The sequence below is a fragment of the Pseudomonas sp. PS01301 genome (assembly GCF_029960215.1).
In the GTDB taxonomy this organism is placed as follows: domain Bacteria; phylum Pseudomonadota; class Gammaproteobacteria; order Pseudomonadales; family Pseudomonadaceae; genus Aquipseudomonas; species Aquipseudomonas coleopterorum.
In genome coordinates this window covers 51779-73352 of record NZ_JASCPM010000010.1, presented here as the reverse complement: position 1 = coordinate 73352, position 21574 = coordinate 51779, and the positions used below count along the sequence as shown (strand labels likewise).

Annotated in this window: 13 protein-coding genes; 10 read left to right on the top strand and 3 right to left on the bottom strand. The window is 62.7% G+C overall.

The window, feature by feature from the left end; genetic code table 11:
* Positions 1-66: 66 nt before the first annotated feature.
* The 8 genes from treZ (at position 67) to QMX89_RS07570 (ending at position 11844) form a co-directional block, all read left to right on the top strand.
* Positions 67-1857, top strand: a complete 1791-nt coding sequence (gene treZ, locus QMX89_RS07605) for a malto-oligosyltrehalose trehalohydrolase (protein WP_282347668.1) — start codon at positions 67-69, stop codon at positions 1855-1857.
* Positions 1854-3938, top strand: coding sequence for a 4-alpha-glucanotransferase (gene malQ / locus QMX89_RS07600; RefSeq protein WP_282347667.1), 2085 nt, complete (start codon positions 1854-1856; stop codon positions 3936-3938). The genes treZ and malQ overlap by 4 nt, the downstream gene beginning before the upstream one ends.
* Positions 3935-6724, top strand: a complete 2790-nt coding sequence (locus QMX89_RS07595; RefSeq protein WP_282347666.1) for a malto-oligosyltrehalose synthase — start codon at positions 3935-3937, stop codon at positions 6722-6724. Before malQ ends, QMX89_RS07595 begins: the two co-directional genes overlap by 4 nt.
* A 15-nt stretch (positions 6725-6739) precedes the next feature.
* Entirely contained in the window at positions 6740-7096 is a 357-nt protein-coding gene (locus QMX89_RS07590) for a DUF2934 domain-containing protein (RefSeq protein ID WP_134722200.1), read from the top strand.
* Between the two features lie 221 nt (positions 7097-7317).
* Positions 7318-9480, top strand: coding sequence for a glycogen debranching protein GlgX (glgX, locus tag QMX89_RS07585; RefSeq protein WP_056842534.1), 2163 nt, complete (start codon positions 7318-7320; stop codon positions 9478-9480).
* Positions 9477-10484, top strand: coding sequence for an acyl-CoA dehydrogenase family protein (locus tag QMX89_RS07580; protein ID WP_282347665.1), 1008 nt, complete (start codon positions 9477-9479; stop codon positions 10482-10484). The genes glgX and QMX89_RS07580 overlap by 4 nt, the downstream gene beginning before the upstream one ends.
* Complete coding sequence (locus QMX89_RS07575; protein ID WP_282347664.1) at positions 10481-11239, top strand: PIG-L family deacetylase; 759 nt, start codon at positions 10481-10483, stop codon at positions 11237-11239. Before QMX89_RS07580 ends, QMX89_RS07575 begins: the two co-directional genes overlap by 4 nt.
* A complete protein-coding gene (locus QMX89_RS07570; protein WP_282347663.1) occupies positions 11236-11844 on the top strand; it encodes a class I SAM-dependent methyltransferase in 609 nt (202 codons plus the stop codon). The genes QMX89_RS07575 and QMX89_RS07570 overlap by 4 nt, the downstream gene beginning before the upstream one ends.
* Before the next feature lie 97 nt (positions 11845-11941).
* Here the strand turns inward: QMX89_RS07570 and glgB are convergent, their stop codons facing one another.
* The 3 genes from glgB to QMX89_RS07555 form a co-directional block, all read right to left on the bottom strand.
* Positions 11942-14185: a 1,4-alpha-glucan branching protein GlgB gene (gene glgB, locus QMX89_RS07565; RefSeq protein WP_282347662.1), complete on the bottom strand. Its 2244-nt coding sequence runs from the start codon at positions 14183-14185 to the stop codon at positions 11942-11944.
* On the bottom strand, positions 14182-17505 hold the full coding sequence (gene treS, locus QMX89_RS07560; protein ID WP_282347661.1) for a maltose alpha-D-glucosyltransferase: 3324 nt from the start codon (positions 17503-17505) through the stop codon (positions 14182-14184). The genes glgB and treS overlap by 4 nt, the downstream gene beginning before the upstream one ends.
* Before the next feature lie 94 nt (positions 17506-17599).
* Positions 17600-19627 carry an alpha-1,4-glucan--maltose-1-phosphate maltosyltransferase gene (locus QMX89_RS07555; protein ID WP_282347660.1) on the bottom strand — a complete coding sequence of 676 codons (2028 nt, stop codon included), beginning with the start codon at positions 19625-19627 and terminating at the stop codon, positions 17600-17602.
* 220 nt (positions 19628-19847) lie between these two features.
* On the opposite strand from QMX89_RS07555, the gene QMX89_RS07550 reads away from it, so the two are divergent.
* A complete protein-coding gene (locus QMX89_RS07550) occupies positions 19848-20012 on the top strand; it encodes a hypothetical protein (protein ID WP_282347658.1) in 165 nt (54 codons plus the stop codon).
* Between the two features lie 104 nt (positions 20013-20116).
* Positions 20117-21532: a GntR family transcriptional regulator MpaR gene (mapR, locus tag QMX89_RS07545; RefSeq protein WP_282347656.1), complete on the top strand. Its 1416-nt coding sequence runs from the start codon at positions 20117-20119 to the stop codon at positions 21530-21532.
* The last annotated feature ends 42 nt before the right edge of the window (positions 21533-21574 follow it).

Below are 21574 nucleotides of genomic sequence, written 5' to 3'. Positions count from 1 at the left end.
GCAGTCACTCAATCACGGCAACTTATCAATAACGGCAACTGATCAATGACGGAAGAGGTTTCATCGATGCCTTCACGGAAAACTGAAACCTGGTCCCACGGTGCGGTAATGCAGGACTCCGGACTCACTCACTTTGCACTGTGGGCTCCGGATGCTTTCTCGGTTGGATTGCAGATCGCTGATGATGAATCCTTGCCCATGGTCGCGCGCAGCGACGGGTGGTTCACCCTGGAGCACAAGTGCCCGGCGGGTACGACCTACCGCTTCGATATCGATGGCGAGGTCGCCGTGCCGGATCCGGCGTCCCGCGCCCAGCAGGACGATGTGCACTCCCCCAGCGTCGTGGTCGACCCATTGGCCTATGAGTGGCAGAACAGCAACTGGCTGGGTCGTCCCTGGTCTCAGGCAGTCATTTACGAGCTGCACGTCGGTGCCTTGGGTGGTTACGCCGGTGTCGAGGCTCACCTGGCTCGCCTCGCCGCGCTGGGTGTCACTGCCATCGAACTGATGCCGATTGCCGAATTTCCCGGCACGCGCAACTGGGGCTATGACGGCGTGCTGCCCTATGCACCCGAAGCCTCCTACGGTACTCCTGAACAGCTCAAGCACTTGATCGACTGCGCCCACGGCCATGGTCTGATGGTGATCCTCGATGTGGTCTACAACCACTTCGGGCCGGACGGCAATTACCTGGGCCGCTATGCCAAGGGTTTCTTCCGTCACGACAAGAAAACCCCATGGGGCGACGCCATCGACTTCCGTCGCGATGAGGTGCGCAGCTTCTTCATCGACAACGCCGCGATGTGGCTGCTCGAATACCGTTTCGACGGTCTGCGTTTCGATGCCGTGCATGCCATCCAGGATCCGACCTTTCTCCAGGAAATGGCCGGCACCCTGCGTGAACAGGTCGGGCCCGACCGTCATGTCTGGCTCATGCTCGAGAACGAGCACAACCAGGCCCACCTGCTCGAACAGGGCTATGACGCCCAGTGGAACGACGACGGCCACAACGTGCTGCACGCAATGTTGACCGGCGAAAGCGAGGCGTACTACGCCGACTTCAGCGAAGACTCCACCGAGAAGCTGGCTCGCTGCCTGAGCCAGGGCTTCATCTACCAGGGTGAAACCAATCAGAAAGGTGAAGCACGTGGCGAGCCGAGCGGTCACCTGCCACCGAGCGCCTTCGTGCTCTTCCTGCAGAACCATGACCAGATCGGCAACCGTGCCATGGGCGAGCGGCTGAGCCTGCTGTGCAGCGAGCCTGCGCTTCGGGCCGCGACTGCGCTGCTGTTGCTCTCGCCGATGATCCCCATGCTGTTCATGGGCGATGAATGGGCCGCAGACGAACCCTTCCTGTTTTTCACCGATCACCACGGCGAACTGGCGGAAGCCGTTCGTGAAGGTCGTCGTGCCGAGTTCGCTGCCTTCGACTCGTTCGCCAACGAAGAAACCCGCGCCAAGATTCCCGACCCGAACGCAGCGAGCACGTTCGAAGCTTCGCGCCCGGATTTTGCCGAGTTCCAGTTCCGCCAGGACGGTCCTTGGGTGCAGCTGTACCGTCAGCTGTTGGCCCTGCGCCGCGACGAGATCGTACCGCGGCTTGACGGTGCCCAGTCGCTGGGAGCCCAGGCACTGGCCGACAAGGCCGTGAGCGCCAAATGGCGCATGGGTGACGGCAGCGTGCTGCGCATTGACCTCAATCTGAGCGAGAGTGCAGTGCCCGTTCAACTGCCCACCGAACACCGGCTGTTCGACAGCCGCCTGCAGTCGGACGATACGGGGAACACTCAAGGCTTGCCTGCCCACACGGCGCTGGTCAGCCTGGTTCCGGCGGGCGCTGCGGAGACCGCGGCATGAGCGAGCAACAGCAACTGCATGAGCTCGCCGAGCAGGCGGGTATCGCCGTCGACTGGACCGATGCCAACGGCAAGCCGCAAACCGTTCCTGACAGTGTCCTGCGCAAGGTGCTGCGAGGCCTCGGCCATCCGGCCGACAGCGACGATGAGCTGAAAGAAAGTCTGGCGGCGTCGAGCAAGGCGGCGCAGTCGCATCGCCTGCCACCGTTGCTGACCGTCGAGCATGGTCAGCCGCTGGATCTGGCGAAGTTCTTCGCGCCCGGTACGGCGTGTGAGGTGCATCTGGAAGACGGCAGCACGCTGTCGATCAGCCTGGACAAGCATGCCGCCCTGCCCGGTCTGCTGCCCGTTGGCTACCAGGACGTGCAGATCGAACAGCAGCGCTTCACCTTGGCTGTTGCGCCGGCACGCTGCTACAGCGTCGCCGACGCCTACGGGCAGGACACCGCCCACGCTTGGGGACTGGGCGTGCAACTCTATGCCGTGCGCCGCACCGGCGATGGCGGCTTCGGCGACACTCAGGCGCTGGAAGCCCTGGTGCGCAGCGCCGGCGAGCGCGGTGCCGACACCTTGGCCATCAGCCCCATGCACGCCATGAGCAGCAGCGACAACACGCGCTACAGCCCTTACTCGCCGTCCAGCCGACTGTTCCTCAACAGCCTGTACGCGGCCCCTGCCGCGGTGCTGGGTGAAGACGCGGTGCGCACGGCCATCGAGGCTGCCGGACTGGGCGAAACCCTGCAGTCGCTCGAAGCACTGCCGCTGGTCGACTGGCCGGCCGCCGCCGGCGCCAAGCAGCGCCTGTTCAGGGCCCTGTACAAGGGCTTTGGCGACACCGAACACGCATTGAATGCGGATTTCAGCGCCTTTCGCCACGCCGGTGGCGAAGCATTGGAGAACCACTGCCGCTATGAAGCGCTGCAGGCAGATTTCAAGGCCCGTGGCGAAAGCCTGGATTGGCGCCAATGGCCACAAGAGTGGCACGACCCGCGCGGCACCGCGGTGGCCGAGTTCGCTGCCGCTCATGCCGACGAGATCGCCTTTCACGCCTTCTGCCAGTGGCTGATCGATCGCTGCCTGGCCAAGGTGCAGAAAGCCGCCCGTGACAGCGGCATGAAGATCGGCCTGATCGCCGACCTCGCCGTCGGTGCCGATGGTGCCGGGAGCCAGGCCTGGAGTCGCCAGGACGAATTGCTCGCCGACCTCACCGTCGGCGCGCCACCGGACATTCTCAATCGCTCCGGACAGAGCTGGGGCATTTCCGCCTTTTCTCCCGAAGGCCTCAAGCGCAATGGCTTCCGGGCCTTCATCGAAATGCTGCGGGCAAATTTTGCCCACGCGGGCGGCCTGCGCATCGACCATATCATGGGCCTGCAACGCCTGTGGCTGATTCCGGCCGATGCCAAGCCCGGTGAAGGTGCGTATCTGCAGTTCCCTATCGACGACATGTTGCGCCTGCTCGCCCTCGAATCTCATCGTCACCAGGCGGTAGTACTCGGCGAAGACCTCGGCACCGTGCCGGATGGGCTGCGCGAGAAACTGGCGGCCAGGCAGATGCTCGGCATGCGCGTGCTGCTGTTCGAGCAAAGCGACGGAGAATTTACCGAACATCAGGCGTGGCCGGACAACGCCTTGGCGACCTCGACCACCCACGACTTGCCCACTCTCAACGGCTGGTGGCACGGCCGCGACATCGATTGGAACCGCGATCTGGAACTGATCGACGAGCCGACCGAGAAACAATGGCGGGTGACCCGTGATCACGAGCGTCGCGCCCTGCGCCAGGTGCTCGCTCCTGAGCTGCAACACAGTGAAAGTGAAGGCATCGAGGACATCGACGCCATCATCGACGCAAGCACACGCTTCCTTGGCCTGACCCCTGCCCCGCTGGTGCTGCTGCCAATCGACGATGCCTTGGGTATCGAAGAACAGGCCAACCTGCCGGGCACCATAGACAGTCACCCCAATTGGCGCCGCCGCTACAGCGCCCATGCCCAGAATCTTCTCGACGATGAAGACGCTGCCAGACGCCTAGAGCTGCTGGCCTGCGCCCGCCAACAAGCCAGTGAGCGTTACCGATGAAAAAAATGACGGCCAGCGTTCGGCTGCAATTGCACAAAGATTTCACCCTGGATGATGCCGCTCGCCTCGTGCCTTATTTTTCCCGGCTCGGCATCAGCCACGTTTACGCTTCGCCCATTCTCAAGGCACGCCCCGGCTCCATGCACGGCTATGACGTGGTCGACCCGACCCAGGTCAACCCCGAGCTGGGCGGCCAGCCTGCGCTAGAGCGGCTGATCGCGGCGCTGCGCGAGCACGACATGGGCTTCATCCTCGACATCGTGTCCAACCACATGGCGGTCGGGGGCTCACATAATCCGTGGTGGCTGGATTTGCTCGAATGGGGCCGTCGCAGCCCGTATTCGGAATTCTTTGACATCCAGTGGCACTCGCCCGATCCGCTGCTCGAAGGCCAGTTGCTGTTGCCGTTTCTGGGCAGCGATTACGGTGTGGCCCTGCAGAAGGGCGAGCTGGTGCTCAAGTTCGATGCCGAACAGGGCAGTTTCTTCGTCGAGCACTATGAACATCGTTTTCCCATCTGCCCCATCGACTATCCACACATCCTGGCCGCATCCGGCAATGCGCCGGTCAGCGAGTTGTGTGCGCGCTTCGCCAATCTGCATGGCAGCGACGACGCCTATGCTCAGGCCCGTTCGTTGCAGGCCGAGCTTGCCAAACAGGCCGCTGGCGCGGGCTTGAGCGAAGCCATCGAAGCTTCGCTCGCCCGCTTCGACTCGACCAGCGAAGAAGGCTTCAAGCGTCTGCACGAACTGCTGGAACGCCAATCCTATCGCCTCGCCAGCTGGCGCACTGCGGGCGACGACATCAACTGGCGGCGCTTCTTCGACGTCAACGAACTGGGCGGCTTGCGTGTCGAGCGCCCTGCCGTGTTCGAAGCCACCCATGCGAAGATCTTCGAGTTGATCGCAGCGGGCCTGGTGGATGGTCTGCGTATCGACCACATCGACGGCCTGGCCGATCCGCGCGGTTACTCGCGCAAACTGCGGCGTCGGGTCGAAGGCCTGTTGCAGCAACGTCCTGAATCGGCGCGGATCGACCATGTGCCGATCTATGTCGAGAAGATCCTCGGCGCAGGCGAAACGCTGCACCGTGACTGGCAGGTCGACGGCACCACCGGTTATGAATTCATGAACCAGGTGTCCCTGCTCCAGCACGATCCTGCCGGCGAGCAGCCGCTGGGCGAACTCTGGAACCGCATCAGCGGACGCCCCAGCGAATTCATCGAAGAAGCGCACATAGCGCGCAACCTGGTGCTCAATGGCTCGCTGGCCGGTGACTTCGAGTCCGTCGCGCAGGCCCTGTTGCAGGTGGCCCGAGGCGATCTGATGAGCCGCGACCTGACCCTGGGCGCCATTCGCCGGGCGCTGCAGGAGCTGATCGTGCATTTCCCGGTGTACCGCACCTACATCAACCCGTGCGGGCGTCCTGCCGAAGATGAGGCCTTCTTCCAGAAAGCCATGGAAGGTGCTCGCAGTACCTTGGGTGAAGCCGATTGGCCGGTGCTCGACTATCTGGAGCGCTGGTTGGGCGGCCAATCGTGGCGCGACCTGCCGCTGGGCCGCCCGCGCAAGCTGATCCGTCATGCCTGCGTGCGCTTCCAGCAGCTGACTTCGCCGTCGGCGGCGAAGGCCGTGGAAGACACCGCGTTCTATCGCTCTGCCGTACTGCTTTCGCGCAACGACGTAGGGTTCGAGACCGAACTGTTCGCCGGTACTCCCGAAGCGTTCGACGAAGCCTGTCAGCAGCGTCTGCAGCACTTCCCCGACAACCTCCTGGCCACTGCAACTCACGACCACAAGCGCGGCGAAGACACTCGCACTCGTCTGGCCGTGCTCAGCGAGCGTGCTCCCTGGTACGTCGAGCAAGTCGAACAATGGCTTGAACTGGCTGCGCCCCTGCGCAGTGCCTTCGGCGATGGCCATGCACCGACCGGTGGCGACGAACTGATGCTGTATCAGGCATTGCTGGGCAGCTGGCCGCTGGACCTGCGCAGCGACGACGTAGATGGCCTGACCGCCTACGCCGAACGCTTGTATCAGTGGCAGCAGAAAGCGTTGCGCGAGGCCAAGCTGATCAGCAGCTGGAGCGCACCGAACGAAGCCTATGAAAATGCTTGCCGCGAGTTCCTCGAACAGTTGCTGCTCAGCGAAAAGGGTCGCCCACTGCGCGACGCCATCGCTGCAGCCAGCCGCACCATCGCGCCCAGCGGCGCGCTGGACAGTCTGGTGCAGACGCTGCTGCGCATGACCGTGCCGGGTATTCCCGATCTGTATCAGGGCGCCGAGTACTGGGATTTCAGCCTGGTCGATCCGGACAACCGTCGCCCGGTCGACTACGCCGCGCGGGAACGTTCGCTCGATGCACGTCCTGCCGTCAGCGAGCTGCTGGAAAGCTGGCACGATGGTCGCATCAAACAGGCCATGATTCAGCGTACCCTTGAGGTCCGCGCCGCGCATCCAGCGCTGTTCCGCGAGGGCAGCTACCAGAAGCTGGACGTTTTAGGCGCTCATGCCGATCGTATCCACGCTTTTGCGCGGGTACTGGACGGCACCGCTGCAGTGGTGATCGTGCCTCGCCTGGCCAGTGGCCTTCTTGCTGATAGCAAGACGCCTCTGATCGATGCCAGCGCTTGGGGCGACACCCGTGTCGTTTTGCCATCGGCAAAATCCGGGGCTACATTGAAGGGACTTTTTTCCGAGCAGGCAGTCACAGCAGAGAAGGAATTGTTGGTAGGCACTGCGCTGAAAGAGTTTCCTGTCAATCTCTTCCTACAAAGTGAGCTGTAATTAAGGAGCGTTGAAATGAGTGCCGACGACAAACGAGTCCGCGAATTCGCCTATCAGATCTGGGAATCCGAAGGCCAGCCCGAAGGTCAGGAAGAGCGTCATTGGGAAATGGCGCGAAAACTGGCCGAAGCCGAAGCGCTGGCACCGTCCAAGCCAAGCAAGGGCAAGGCACCGGCCAAGCCCAAGGCAGCGGCTCAGCCAAAGCCCAAGCCAAAGCCGAAAGCTGCCGGTGAAGCCCCTGCCGCCAAGCCCAAGCCACCGGCCAAGGCTGCTGACCAGGCGACCGCCGACTCGGCTGCAAAGGCCGAGGACGACACCAAGCCAGCCGCCCCGAAAAAGCCGCGGGCGCCGAAGAAGCCTGCTGCAAAGTGATACCCGCCCGCGTACCACCTTCCCCGGGCACGCGGGCCCATTTTTCGCCGATCCAGCCTCAGGGCTGGATGGTCGCGGTTTCACGACATCAAACGCCCGTCACTCGCACGGCGCGTCTTCCAACCCGTTGCACACCCTCGTACACCCGACTCTGAAGACACCGAAGATGCCGTGACATCTGCCTGCGCCGTACGCGTGCAAACCAAGAGCAAGGATCGACCATGAGTCCGCAAAAAAAAGCTGCACCAGCGCCAGAACCCGCCGAACCCTCGCGTATCCGTGAAGGCCTGCCCTTCCCGCTCGGCGCGACCTGGGATGGCCTGGGCGTCAACTTCGCGCTGTTTTCGGCCAATGCCACCAAGGTCGAGCTATGCATCTTCGACGCCAGCGGCGAAGAAGAGATCGAGCGCATCGAGTTGCCCGAGTACACCGACGAGATCTACCACGGCTACCTGCCCGACGCCCACCCGGGGCTGATCTACGGCTACCGTGTGCATGGTCCCTACGATCCGGAAAACGGCCACCGCTTCAACCCCAATAAACTGCTGATCGACCCGTATGCCAAGCAACTGGTCGGTGAGTTGAAGTGGTCCGAAGCCCTGTTCGGCTACACCATCGGGCATCCCGATGGTGACCTCAGTTTCGACGAGCGCGACAGTGCGCCCTTCGTGCCCAAAAGCAAGGTCATCGACCCGGCCTACACCTGGGGCCGCGACCACCGCGTCAGCGTCCCGTGGGACAAGACGATCTTCTACGAGGCCCATGTGCGCGGCCTGACCATGCAGCACCCGGCGGTGCCGGAAGCGTTGCGCGGCACCTTCGCCGGCCTCGCCGTGCCGGAAGTGGTCGACCACTTGAAAAAGCTGGGCGTCACCTCGATCGAGCTGCTGCCCATCCACGGCTTCGTCAACGACCAGCATCTGCTGCAGAAAGGCCTGAACAACTATTGGGGCTACAACAGCATTGCCTTTTTCGCCCCGCATTCGCGCTACATCGCCAGCGGCAAGATCGCCGAGTTCAAGGAGATGATCGCGCACCTGCACGACGCCGGCCTGGAAGTGATTCTCGACGTGGTCTACAACCACACCGCCGAAGGCAACGAGCAAGGCCCGACCCTGTCGATGCGCGGTATCGACAATGCCTCCTACTACCGCCTGATGCCGGAGAACAAGCGCTATTACATCAATGACTCGGGCACCGGCAACACCCTGGACCTGAGCCACCCCTGTGTGCTGCAGATGGTCACCGACTCGCTGCGCTACTGGGCGTCGGAGATGCACGTCGACGGCTTCCGCTTCGACCTGGCAACTATTCTAGGTCGCTACCACGACGGCTTCTCCGAACGTCACAGCTTCCTCGTAGCCTGCCGTCAGGACCCGGTACTGCGCACGGTCAAGCTCATCGCCGAACCGTGGGACTGCGGCCCAGGCGGCTACCAGGTGGGCGGTTTCGCCCCCGGCTGGGCCGAATGGAACGATCGCTTCCGCGACACCGTGCGGGCCTTCTGGAAAGGCGACGACGGCCAGCTCGCCGACTTCGCCGCACGAATGACCGGCTCCGGCGACATGTTCAACCAGCGTGGCCGCCGCCCGTATTCCTCGGTGAATTTCATCACCGCCCACGACGGCTTCACCCTGCGCGATCTGGTGTCGTACAACGACAAGCACAACGAAGAGAACGAGGAGGACAACCAGGACGGCACCAGCAACAACGTCTCCTGGAACCACGGAGTCGAAGGCCCCAGCGATGACCCGGAAATCGTCGAGCTGCGCCTGCGCCAGATGCGCAACTTCTTCACCACCCTGCTGTTCTCCCAGGGCACACCGATGATCGTCGCCGGCGACGAGTTCTCGCGCACCCAGGGCGGCAACAACAATGCCTATTGCCAGGACAGCGAGATCGGCTGGATCAACTGGGAGCTGGACGAGGAAGGCAAAGGCCTGCTGCGCTTCGTCAAGCGCCTGGTGAAACTGCGCAACAGCTATCCGATCCTGCGTCGCAACCGTTTCCTGGTGGGTGAATACAACGAAGCGATCGGCGTCAAGGACGTCACCTGGCTGGATCCATTGGGCAACGAAATGACCGCCGAGCAATGGGAAGATCCCAACGGCCGCTGCCTGGGCATGATGCTCGATGGCCGTGCGCAGCCCAGCGGCATTCGCAAGCCGGGGGCCGATGCCACCTTGCTGCTGATCGTCAACGCTCACCACGACGTGGTCAATTTCATCCTGCCTCAAGTGCCGGAAGGCGAGTACTGGAACTGTCGCATCGACACCAACCGCCCGGAGCTGGGCGAGCATGAGCGTCTGGAGTTCGGCAGCGAATTCCTGGTAACCGGTCGCTCGATGCTGATGTTCGAACTGCACCGGGACCTCGAAGAATGAAGCCAACCCTGATCGAAGCGCTGACCCGCCCACCACAGGGCTACGCCGACACTGCAGCGCTGGGAAAGGAAATGCAGCGCTTGTGCAGTCTGGGCCTGGACAGCCTGCCGCTGCCGGCCGGTGGCGACACGTTGCAACGTTGGCAATGCCTGGCCGCCGTGGCCGGGCATGACCTGGGCTTGTGCAAGCTGTATGAGGGGCATACCGACGCCCTGGCAATCATGCAGGAGCTACGCGCACAGTCTGTGCCGGAAGGCTCGATCTGGGGCACCTGGGCATCGGAGCCGCCCCAGGCCCGGGTGATGGTCCGGCGCGAGGGCGATCGTGCGGTGCTCAGTGGCCGCAAGGCCTGGTGTTCGGGCGCCGGCGTCGTCACTCATGGCCTGCTCACCGCCTGGGATGACGACGGCCAGCAGCAGTTGGTCGCCGTGCCGATGGATCAGCCCAACCTGTGCGTCACCGACGACGGCTGGCACGCGGTGGGCATGGCCAGTACCGGCAGCGTCGAAATCCTGCTGGAAAATGCCGAAGGCTGGTATGTCGGACCGGCTGGGGGCTACCTGAGCCGACCGGGGTTCTGGCTGGGCGGGATCGGTATCGCCGCGTGCTGGTTCGGTGCTGCCCGTGAACTGGCACGCCACCTGGCCCAGAATTGTCACGCCCGTCCCGAGCCCCACGCCTTGGCTCACCTGGGCGCGGTGGATCGTGCGCTGGGCGCTTGCATCGCCGTGTTGCGCCAAGCGGCCAATGCAGCCGATCAACAGCCCGACGGCCCTTTCGAGCATTCGGCGCGGCTGTGCCGTGCGGTGGCCGAAGAGACCGCAGAAACCGTCATCAGTCACGTTGGCCGGGCCATGGGTGCCGGCCCGTATTGCAAGGATCCTCATTTCGCCCGGTTGATCGCCGATCTGCCGGTGTACCTGCGACAGAGCCATGCCGAACGCGACCTGGCCGCGCTTGGGCAATTGCTTGGCGCCCCCACGACGCGGACCTGGAGTTTATGAAAGAGAACCCTATCGTAGGCCAGGGTACGCCCCTGCAGGCCTGGCGCAGCTCCAGGCATCTGGCCGAATTGCCGCTGATCGATGCCCAGACCCTGGTCCCTGCCGGTTCACGAGCGGTGATCATCGCCCCGCACCCTGACGACGAAGTGCTCGGCTGCGGCGGGCTGCTGCAATTGCTCGCGCAGTTGGAACGGCCGATCCTGATCATCTCCGTCACCGACGGCAGCGCCAGTCACCCCGGATCGCAGACCTGGACGGCCGAACGCCTGAGCGCCGTACGCCCGCAAGAAAGCAACGAGGCGGTGCGCCGCCTGGGTCTGCCCCTGCACAGCCTGCAGTGGATCCGCGGCGGTTTCGCCGACAGCGGTGTGGCCCGTGACGAACAACGGCTCACGGACTTCATCCAGCGCTATCTCAAGCCCAACGATGTCGTGTTCAGCACCTGGTGCAACGATGGCCACACCGACCACGAGGCCAGTGGCCGCGCGGGCGCGACGGCCGCTGCAGCGGTGGGAGCGGTTCATCACGAGCTGCCAATCTGGACCTGGCATTGGGCCGCGCCCGAAGACGATCGAATCCCTTGGGAACGAGCGCACAAGCTGCCCCTGGACAAGGTCATGGTGGCGCGCAAGAGCCACGCCGCCCACGCCTTTGCCAGCCAACTGGAAGGCGACCCGCAGATCGGTCTGGCACCGGTTCTTCCACCCTATGTATTGGAGCGGCTGCTGCAGCCGTTCGAGGTCGTCTTTCTATGAGCGCAGACAGCGTCGACAACCAGTATTTCGACAAGCTCTACGATGGCAATGACGACCCTTGGGCGATGCGCCATCGCTGGTACGAACGACGCAAGCGTGCCCTGCTGCTGGCCTGCCTGCCGCATGAGCACTATGGCGCCATCTTCGAGCCAGGCTGCGCCAACGGAGAAACCAGCATGGCCCTGTCGACCCGCTGCGACTACCTGCTCAGCTGCGACATGAACGCCCGTGCGGTCGGCCTGACCCAGGCGCGCTTGCACGAGCTGGATCATGCCCACGCCAGGCAAGCAGCCCTGCCCGCCGACTGGCCAAGCGAACGCTTCGACCTGATCGTGCTCAACGAACTGGGTTACTACTTGAATCGCACCGACTTCAGCCAGGTCATCGAACAGGTTCGGCGCTCACTCAAGCCCGGCGGTCAACTGGTGGCCTGCCACTGGCTGGCAAGCATCGAAGGCGCCCCGCAGACTGCAGAGCAGGTACATGCCCAGCTGCAGTCCGAACTCGGTATGCACCGGCTGATAGAACACAGGGAAGGCGACTTTCTGCTGGAGCTGTGGGGTCTTCAACCGACCACCGTGGCACAGCACGAGGGGTTGCGCTGATTAGCACAGACTGGGTAGCGCAGGTTTGATAGCGCAGCAGGCCGCGTGTGCAGCCGATAAAAAAGGGGCTTCTTGAAGAAGCCCCTTTTCGTTGGCATCAGCCCTGGATATCGGCTCGCGTAGGACGCAGGATCAGCACGCCCAGCGGTGGCAGATTGAGGGTGATCGAGTGCGGCTGGCCATGGCTGCCCTCCTCGCTGGCAAACACCTTGCCGCCGTTGCCGTAGTTGGAACCGGCGTATTGCTCCGCATCGCTGTTGAGTAGCTCTTCCCACTCACCGCCAAACGGTATGCCCACGGTGTAGCTCTCGCGTGGCACCGGGGTGAAGTTGGCGACCACCAGTACCGGCTCGCCGCTAGCGCTCCAGCGCAGCCACGCAAAGACACTGTTGGTGGCGTCATCACCGATGATCCATTGGAAGCCTTCAGGCTGGCAGTCCTGCTGGTGCAGGGCCGGTACGTCGCGGTACAACCGATTCAAGTCGGCGACCAGCTGCTGCACACCCGAGTGCTCCGAATACTGCGTGAGGTACCAGTCCAACTGATGGTCGTGGTTCCACTCGCGCCACTGGCCGAATTCGCAGCCCATGAACAGCAGCTTCTTGCCCGGGTGGGTCCACATGAAGGTCAGATAGGCCCGCAGGTTGGCGAATTGCTGCCAGCGGTCGCCCGGCATCTTGTCGATCAGCGAATGCTTGCCGTGCACCACTTCGTCATGGGAAATCGGCAGCACGAAGTGCTCGGAATAGGCGTACACCAGGCCAAAGCTCAATTGGCTGTGGTGATGCGGCCGGTGGATCGGGTCGTTCTGGATATAGTTGAGCGTGTCGTGCATCCAGCCCATGTTCCACTTGTAGTCGAAGCCCAGGCCACCTTCTTGAGTCGGCTGGGTAACACCCGGCCATGCCGTGGATTCTTCTGCAATCACCATAGCGCCCGGTACTTCCTGTTTCACCACGTCGTTGAGGTGACGCAGGAACGCGATGGTTTCCAGGTTTTCTCGACCGCCGTATTGATTGGGAATCCACTCACCGGCCTTGCGTGAATAGTCGCGATACAGCATCGACGCCACGGCATCCACACGCAGCCCGTCGATATGGAAGTGCTTGAGCCAATGCACAGCGGACGCGATCATGAAACCGTGGACTTCAGTGCGGCCCAAGTTATAGATCAGCGTATTCCAATCCTGGTGGAAGCCTTCCAGCGGGTTGTCGTACTCGTACAGCGCCGTGCCATCGAAGCGTGCCAGACCGTGTTCGTCGGTCGGGAAATGCGCAGGTACCCAGTCGAGGATCACGCCGATTTCGGCTTTGTGGCAGGCATTGACGAATGCCGCGAAGTCTTCCGGTGTGCCATAGCGAGCCGACGGCGCGAACTGCGACAGCGGCTGGTAGCCCCACGAACCACCGAACGGATGCTCCATGATCGGCAGCAGTTCGATGTGGGTGAACCCCATCTTCTGCACGTAGGGAATCAGGCGCTCGGCCAATTCGTGCCAGTTGTAGGGACGGACCACTTCACCCGCTTCATCGAGTTCGCACATCCACGAACCGGCATGCAGCTCGTAGATGGACTGCGGCGCACCGATGGCGTGACGTTCGGCACGAACGTCGAGCCAGGCGTCATCGTCCCAGGCAAACTGCATCGGCTTGGCCACTCGCGACGCAGTCGACGGCGGCAGCTCGGTGCACAGCGCAATGGGGTCGGCCTTCAACGGCAGGATGCCGTGCTGCCCGAGAATTTCGTACTTGTACGGTTCGCCCGGTTGCAGCGCCGGGATGAACAGTTCCCAGACCCCGGATGGAAAGCGCTGACGCATCGGATGGCGACGGCCATCCCAGACGTTGAAGTCACCGACCACCGAAACGCGCTTGGCGTTGGGTGCCCAGACGGCAAAGCGGGTGCCCTGGACACCGTCGATCTCGATGAACTGCGCCCCGAATACGCTGCCCAGATTGCGGTGCTTGCCTTCGGCAAACAGATAGATGTCCATGTCGCCCAGCAAGTTGCCGTAGCTGTACGGATCTTCACTGACCTGCACACCACCGGCCCACTGCACGCGCAGCAGATACGGCTGGCTTTGCTCGATGTGGCCGGTGAACAAGCCAGGTACATCGCCCTGGTCGAGCGTGGTCAACGGATGACCACCGTCCTTGGCCAGTACCTGTACGCTCAATGCGGTCGGCAGATAGGCACGAATATAGCTACCCGTACCACCGTCGCTGTGGGCACCCAGAACCGAGAACGGATCGGAATGATCGGCACGGATCAGCGCCTCGATATCGGCTTTTGCCGGCAACGCGCCAACATCACGCTTGCCCTGTTCGCTGTGCGCACTCATTGCTTATTCTCCCTCGTACTCAAGAGCCCGAACAGTCCGTGCAAGGGCACGGCCAACCAGCTCGGGCGATTCTCCGCTTCATAAGCGATCTCGTAGGCAGCCTTTTCAAGGCTGAACAAATCCAGTGCAGCGCGGGCACCCTCAGGGTTCTGCCACTGATGGGGCACGGCCTGGGTCGCCAGGTCATAGGCGCCGATGAAGGCTTGACGGGCTTCTGCCAGATAACGCTTGGCCACGCGCTGACGTGCCAGCGCCGCCTCGTCGGAGGCGTCCGTGCTCTGCACATTGCGCACGGCCATGGCCGCCGCATAGTCGAAGGAGCGCAACACACCACCGACGTCTTTGTAAGGGCTGTATTTGGCTCGACGCTCTTCGAGGGGCCGAGCCGGCTCGCCTTCGAAGTCGATCAGGTAGGCATCGCCCTGCACCACCAGCATCTGACCCAGGTGCAGGTCGCCATGCACACGCATGATCAAGCCACCGATGGCCTGCTGGCTGAGTTGCTGCACATGGGCCAGCAGCGTCTCGCGCTCGCTCAACAGTTCGGCCACCAGAGCCTGATCCTGCTCGGCAAAATCGGCGCGACGCTGTTCGAGCAGATTCAGCGCCCGTTCGACCTGACTGGAAATACTCGCGGTCCAGCTCTGGGCGTCTTTCTCGGTGCTCACGCGGGCCAGGAAATCAGCCTGTGCACCGGGTGCGGCCAGGGCCACGTGCATCTCGCCCAGGCGTTGGCCCAACATGGCGGCAAAGTCGGCCAGTTCGCCCAAGGCGTCGTAGCGCTGGCCCTGCTCGGCATGGGCGAAGGCCATTTCATCGCGAATGGCGCGTTCGAGGTTGTTCTGTGTCCACTCCCAGGCGTCGCCCTGATTGTTCAGATAGCCCTGGGCAATCATCAACAGGTGCGGGGTGCCGCTGGCATCCACACGGCTGACCGAGCCCATCAGAGGTGAGATATTGGCGTAGCCGGCAGCGGTCAGGTAGGCGCCCATCTCAAGCTCGGGGTGAATGCCGCCACTCACGCGACGGATCATCTTCAACACCAGGCTGCCGCCGACCACCACCGAACTGTTGGACTGCTCGGCCGACAGGTAGCGGATGACCGAACCCTGGTCCAGCTTCAACGCTGCCAAGTGATCGGTGGCCTGGAAGCGGATCTCGCCTTCGGCGCTGGACAATGTCTTCTGCACCTGCAGCCCTTCGATCACCGAATGGATGAAGCTTTCCAGCACGAACGCATCGGTGATCAAGCCGACTTCACGGCCGCGTCGAACCCGCGACAGCGCCAGTTGCAACGGCAGCGGCGAACCGCTGTGGTCTTCGGGGATGAAGCCGAACGGGAACTGGTAGCGGCTGGTCTGCCCACCGGCTGTGACTTCCAGCTCGCTGAACAGCACGGGATTCTGCGCGGTGCCGAAGCGCACGCCGTAGGCGATGCGCAGGTTGTCGATGGCAACGTCCTTGCCACCGAACCAGCGGCGCTTGGGCAGGTACTGCATCAATGACGTGTGTTCCAGAGTGCTGCGCGACGGCTCGTCGAGCAACTCCTCCATCCGTTGTTTCAACACCAGGGTCTGGAAGTCAGGCATGCTTTGGGCCGGTTCGACGTGCCAACTCGGCATCTGGGTTTCGCTGGCCAGCAGGAACCAATAGAAGCCGTAGGGTGGCAAGGTCAGCAGAAAATTCAGCTGACCGATGGGTGGGAAGGCGCTGCCACCGAGCATTTCCACCGGCACCATGCCGGCGTACTGGGACAGATCCAATTCAGCCGCTTGGGCGGCACGCGAGACGTTGGCGACACACAACACGATCTCGGTCTTGCCATCGCTACCTGTGTATTCGCGCACGTAGGCCAGAATGCGTCGGTTGGTCGGCGTGAGCATGGTCAGACTGCCCCGACCGAATGCCTTCTGCTGGCGGCGCACGGCGAGCATGCGCCGGGTCCAGTTGAGCAGCGAGTGCGGATCGTTGGCCTGGGTCTCGACGTTGACCGACTGGTAGCCATACAGCGGATCCATGATCGGCGGCAATACCAGGCTGGCCGGGTCGGCGCGGGAGAAGCCGCCGTTGCGGTCAATCGACCACTGCATCGGCGTGCGCACGCCGTCACGATCGCCCAGGTAGATGTTGTCGCCCATGCCGATTTCGTCACCGTAATACAGGGTCGGTGTGCCGGGCATGGACAACAGCAGGCTGTTGAGCAGCTCGACGCGGCGGCGGTCCCGTTCCAGCAGCGGCGCCAGGCGACGACGAATGCCGAGATTGATCCGCGCCCTGCTGTCGGCGGCGTAGTAGTTCCACAGGTAGTCGCGTTCACGATCGGTGACCATTTCCAGGGTCAGTTCATCGTGGTTGCGCAGAAAGATCGCCCATTGGCAATTGGCCGGGATCGCCGGGGTCTGACGCAGGATGTCGGTGACCGGAAACCGGTCTTCCTGGGCGAGCGCCATGTACATGCGCGGCATCAACGGGAAGTGAAAGGCCATGTGGCATTCGTCGCCGTCGTCGCCCTTCGCCTCGCCGAAATACAGCTGGGTATCTTCCGGCCACTGATTGGCTTCGGCCAACAGCATGCGATCGGGGTAGTTGGCATCGATCTCGGCACGTATCTGCTTGAGCACCTGATGGGTCTCGGCCAGGTTCTCGTTGTTGGTGCCGTCACGCTCGATCAGGTACGGAATGGCATCCAGGCGCAGACCGTCGATGCCCATGTCCAACCAGTAGCGCATCACATCGATGACCGCTTTCATCACCTGCGGATTGTCGAAATTCAGGTCGGGCTGATGGGAATAGAACCGGTGCCAGAAGTACTGACCGGCCACCGGATCCCAGGTCCAGTTGGACTTTTCGGTGTCCAGAAAGATGATCCGCGTGCCGTCGTATTTCTCGTCGCTATCGGACCACACATAGAAATCGCGGGCCTTGGAGCCTTTCTTGGCCTTGCGCGCACGCTGGAACCACGGGTGCTGGTCGGAAGTGTGGTTGATCACCAGTTCGGTGATCACTCGCAAACCGCGCTTGTGCGCCTCGTTGATGAAGCGGCGCGCGTCGGCCAAGGTGCCGTAGTCCGGGTGCACGGCCTTGTACTCGGCAATGTCGTAGCCATCGTCGCGACGCGGCGAGGGGTAGAACGGCAACAGCCAGATGGTGTTGACGCCCAGATCGGCAATGTAATCGAGTTTGGCGATCAACCCCGGAAAGTCACCGATGCCATCGTTGTCGGAGTCGAAGAATGACTTGACGTGGACCTGATAGATAACCGCGTCCTTGTACCAGAGCGGGTCATCGATGAACGCTTGCGACCGAGGCTTTTTCGCCATTGTTGTTTCCCTGTCTTGTGCGGCTAGGCAACATTGATTGCAACGTGTGGCCAGGAGTGCAGCGTACAGCGAGGGTGCAGCGCGAGACGAGTATTCACACCTCGACGCGCGTGAGCCTCCAGATGCCGAACGGCTGGTAGCCGGGGTCGATCCGCATGAACTGGGTCTTGCCATGCCACGTCCAGCGGTGCCCGGTCATCAGGTCTTCGCCATTGGTGGATGCATTGTCGTCCAACCCCAGCTCCCACAACGGCAGCTCGAAATGGGCTTCCTGAACGTTGTGCGGATCCAGGCTGACCGCGACCAGTACATAGTTGCTGCGGTCGGCCGTGCGCTTGCCGAAATACAGGATGTTGTCGTTGTAGCATTGAAAGAACTCGACGCCCAGATGTGTTTGCAGCGCCGGGTTCTGACGACGGATACGGTTGAGCTGGGCAATCTCGGCAATGATGTTGCCCGGCGCGGTGTAATCCCGTGGCCGGATCTCGTATTTCTCCGAGTCCAGGTACTCTTCCTTGCCGGGGATCGGCGCCGATTCACACAGTTCGAAACCCGAGTACATGCCCCACAGGCCCGAGCCCATCGTCGCCAGCGCGGCGCGGATGAGGAACCCGGCGCGGCCGCTGTCATGCAGGAAAAACGGGTTGATGTCCGGCGTATTGACGAAGAAGTTCGGCCGGTAGCAGTGAGCCCAGGGTGCCTGGTTCAACTGAGTGAAATAGGTGGTCAGCTCAGGCTTGGTGTTGCGCCAGGTGAAGTAGGTGTAACTCTGGGAATACCCGACCTTGCCCAGGCGCGCCATCATCGCAGGCTTGGTGAACGCCTCGGCCAGGAACATCACGCTTGGGTCCTTGCTGCGGATATCGGCAATCAGCCATTGCCAGAACGGCAGCGGTTTGGTGTGCGGATTGTCGACGCGGAAGATCTTCACGCCCTCCTCGACCCAACCCCAGACCACATCGCGCAGTTCGGTCCACAGACCTGGTACGGCATCAGCCGCGTAGAAGTCGACGTTGACGATGTCCTGATATTTCTTCGGCGGATTTTCCGCGTAGCGGATGGTGCCATCCGGGCGCCAGCTGAACCAGCCCGGATGCTCCTTGAGCCAGAGGTGATCCTGCGAGCACTGGATGGCGAAATCCAGGGCGATTTCCAGCCCGTGCTCGGCAGCAGCAGCCACCAGTGCACGGAAGTCTTCGCGGGTACCCAACTGCGGGTGAATGGCTTCGTGTCCGCCTTCGGCGCTGCCGATGGCGTACGGGCTGCCGGGATCGTCCGGGCCTGCAGTCAGGGAGTTGTTCGGGCCCTTGCGGTGCGCACGGCCGATCGGATGGATCGGCGGGAAATACAGCACGTCGAAGTTCATGTCGCGAATCATCGGCAGACGGCTGTGCACGTCGTTGAAGGTGCCGTGGCGCGCCTTGTCGTCGGTGATCGAACGCGGGAACAGCTCGTACCAACTGGCGAACTGCGCCAGTTCCCGTTCCACGTCCAGGGGGAATTCGATGCTGGTGCACAGGAAGGCACGATGATCGGCCAGGGACATCAGCGCCTGGGTATCACGCTGCAACAGCAGCGCAACCTTGGCGTCCTGATCCAGCCCCTGCAGTTCATCGTGAAGCTGACGCAACTGGCGAGCCAGGGTGTCCTGGCTGCGCGCGGCGGCTTGTGCGAGGTGCAGGCGACCTTCTTCCAGTTCGAGCTCGATGGTGACGCCGGCAGCGAATTTCTTTTCCAGCTCGTAACGGTAGCTGGCGAACTGGTCGATCCAGGCATCGATACAGTAGGCATAGGTGCCGACGCTGTCGATGACCAGTTCCGCTTCCCAGCTGTCGTTGCCCAGTTCGCGCATGCTAGTGCTGTGCCAGGTGTCGGAGCCGGCCTCGTGCCAGCGCAGAACCACGGCCAGTTTGTCGTGGCCATCAGCATAGACCTTGGTGCTGACCGTAACGGTCTGGCCAACGATGGCCTTGACGGCGAACTGCCCACCGTCGATGGCAGGCTGAGTGTCTTCGATCACGATCCGTGGCAGCAGCAGCGCCTGGGACAGGCTCAGCACATGGTCTGGCGTCTGTGCATCGGTCGCGTTCTGGTCCGTCGGGATAGTCTGATCAGCCGTCATCGAGCCTTGCTCCTGTGCGTCGCCTGGACGCTGTTGTGCTTGTGCAAGCGGTGAAGTGAATCGGGTTTTTCAATCGCTTAGGTTCGGAGCCGGGCCGGGTGGGAAAGTTCATATGCCTTTGCAGCTTCAATGTACCGGCCAGGGAGCCAAATGGTGGTCTGCGGTGTCCACCGCAGGCACTACTCTTCCTCCTTGTCCTTCACTTTGCAGAGGTAGCGCCATGAGCCTTCCACTTCCACCCGGAACCCCCGATCCCAACATCGACCAGCCGAACCTGCCGCCGTCGTCGCCAAGCGATGAACCCGAGGGGGTGCCTGTGCAACCCACGGTACCACCCACACCGGTTGGCGACCCACCCGCCGACCCTGTGCCTCTGCAAGGCTGAAACATCGCGCACAGCAGTCAGACGGTGCCAGTCACGTCTGTCGGCTGTGCGCGGGGCCGTCCAGGTGGCATAGTGCAGCCCTGCCCAAGACCACCAGGCCGGTAATGAAACGCTACGAGAAATTTGCCGCCCACATTGCCGAGCTGATCCGCACCGGCGTGCTCAAGCCCGATGAGCGCGTACCTTCAGTGCGTCATGCCAGCCAGACCCAGGGCGTAAGTCCTTCGACGGTGTTCCAGGCGTACTACCTGCTCGAACGCCGAGGCCTGATTCGCGCCCGGCCCCGCTCGGGTTACTTCGTCAATGCGCTGGCCGAGCGTGCTCTGCAAGAACCCCAGGTGGAAACGCAGACACTGGCGGAGTCGACCGATGTCGACGTCAGCGAACTGGTGTTCTCCATTCTCGATTCGATCAAGGACCCGAACACGGTCGCCCTGGGTTCGGCATTCCCCAGCCCCGAGCTGTTTCCCCTGCCGCGTCTGGCCCGCTCCCTGGCCAGCACCAGCCGCGCCATGCATCCGCGCGAAACGGTGACGGATCTGTCGCCCGGCAGTCCGGGGCTGCGCCGGCAGATCGCCTTGCGCTACAACATCGCCGGGATGACCCTGCCGGTCGAAGAGTTGCTGATCACCAACGGCGCGCTGGAAGCATTGAACCTGTGCCTGCAGGCGGTGACCGAGCCGGGTGACATGGTGGCCATCGAGGCACCGGCCTTCTATGCCTGCCTGCAAGTGCTGGAGCGCCTCAAGCTCAAGGCCGTGGAGATCCCCACTCATCCGCGCGAGGGGCTCGATGTGGATGCCCTGGCCAATGCCCTGCAACGCCTGCCGATCAAGGCCTGCTGGTGCATGCCGACCTTTCAGAACCCGGTCGGCGCGAGCATGCCCGAGGCACGCAAGCGTCAATTGGTGGAGTTGTTGCATCAGCACCAGGTGCCCTTGATCGAGGACGATGTGTACGCCGAGCTGTACTTCGGCCAGCACGCGCCACGCCCTGCCAAGGCCTATGACCGCGACGGCTGGGTGCTGCATTGCGGTTCGTTCGCCAAGAGCCTGGCACCGGGCTACCGCATCGGCTGGGTGGCCGCCGGACGCTTTGCGCAGAAGGTCGAGCGGTTGAAGATCATGACTTCGATCTGCGCGTCGGTACCGGGTCAGGCGGCGATCGCCGATTATCTCCAGCACGGTGGTTACGATCGCCATCTGCATCGGTTGCGCGATGCGCTGCAAAGTCAGCAGCACGCGATGATGGCGGCGATCGCACGGTACTTTCCCGAAGAGACGCGAGTGAGTCGCCCCGACGGCGGTTATTTTCTCTGGCTCGAGCTGCCGCCGCGGGTCGACTCCCTGCAGTTGTTCCGTCTAGCGCTGGCGCAAGGCATCAGCATCGCACCGGGGCCGATCTTTTCGGCCAGTGGCCGTTTCGGCAACTGCATCCGGCTGAATTACGGCACGCCGATGGACAAGGTGCAATTGGCGGCCATGCAGACACTGGGCAACCTGGTCCGGGAGTTGGCCTGACCCACGGCGTGGTTAAGCATTTCATGAGGATTCGCGATCCCC

Bases quoted from the DNA above. Each gene is read 5' to 3' on its own strand.
- treZ (WP_282347668.1), top strand. From the start codon at position 67: ATGCCTTCACGGAAAACTGAAACCTGGTCCCACGGTGCGGTAATGCAG.
- malQ (WP_282347667.1), top strand. From the start codon at position 1,854: ATGAGCGAGCAACAGCAACTGCATGAGCTCGCCGAGCAGGCGGGTATC.
- QMX89_RS07595 (WP_282347666.1), top strand. From the start codon at position 3,935: ATGAAAAAAATGACGGCCAGCGTTCGGCTGCAATTGCACAAAGATTTC.
- QMX89_RS07590 (WP_134722200.1), top strand. From the start codon at position 6,740: ATGAGTGCCGACGACAAACGAGTCCGCGAATTCGCCTATCAGATCTGG.
- glgX (WP_056842534.1), top strand. From the start codon at position 7,318: ATGAGTCCGCAAAAAAAAGCTGCACCAGCGCCAGAACCCGCCGAACCC.
- QMX89_RS07580 (WP_282347665.1), top strand. From the start codon at position 9,477: ATGAAGCCAACCCTGATCGAAGCGCTGACCCGCCCACCACAGGGCTAC.
- QMX89_RS07575 (WP_282347664.1), top strand. From the start codon at position 10,481: ATGAAAGAGAACCCTATCGTAGGCCAGGGTACGCCCCTGCAGGCCTGG.
- QMX89_RS07570 (WP_282347663.1), top strand. From the start codon at position 11,236: ATGAGCGCAGACAGCGTCGACAACCAGTATTTCGACAAGCTCTACGAT.
- glgB (WP_282347662.1), bottom strand. From the start codon at position 14,185: ATGAGTGCGCACAGCGAACAGGGCAAGCGTGATGTTGGCGCGTTGCCG.
- treS (WP_282347661.1), bottom strand. From the start codon at position 17,505: ATGGCGAAAAAGCCTCGGTCGCAAGCGTTCATCGATGACCCGCTCTGG.
- QMX89_RS07555 (WP_282347660.1), bottom strand. From the start codon at position 19,627: ATGACGGCTGATCAGACTATCCCGACGGACCAGAACGCGACCGATGCA.
- QMX89_RS07550 (WP_282347658.1), top strand. From the start codon at position 19,848: ATGAGCCTTCCACTTCCACCCGGAACCCCCGATCCCAACATCGACCAG.
- mapR (WP_282347656.1), top strand. From the start codon at position 20,117: ATGAAACGCTACGAGAAATTTGCCGCCCACATTGCCGAGCTGATCCGC.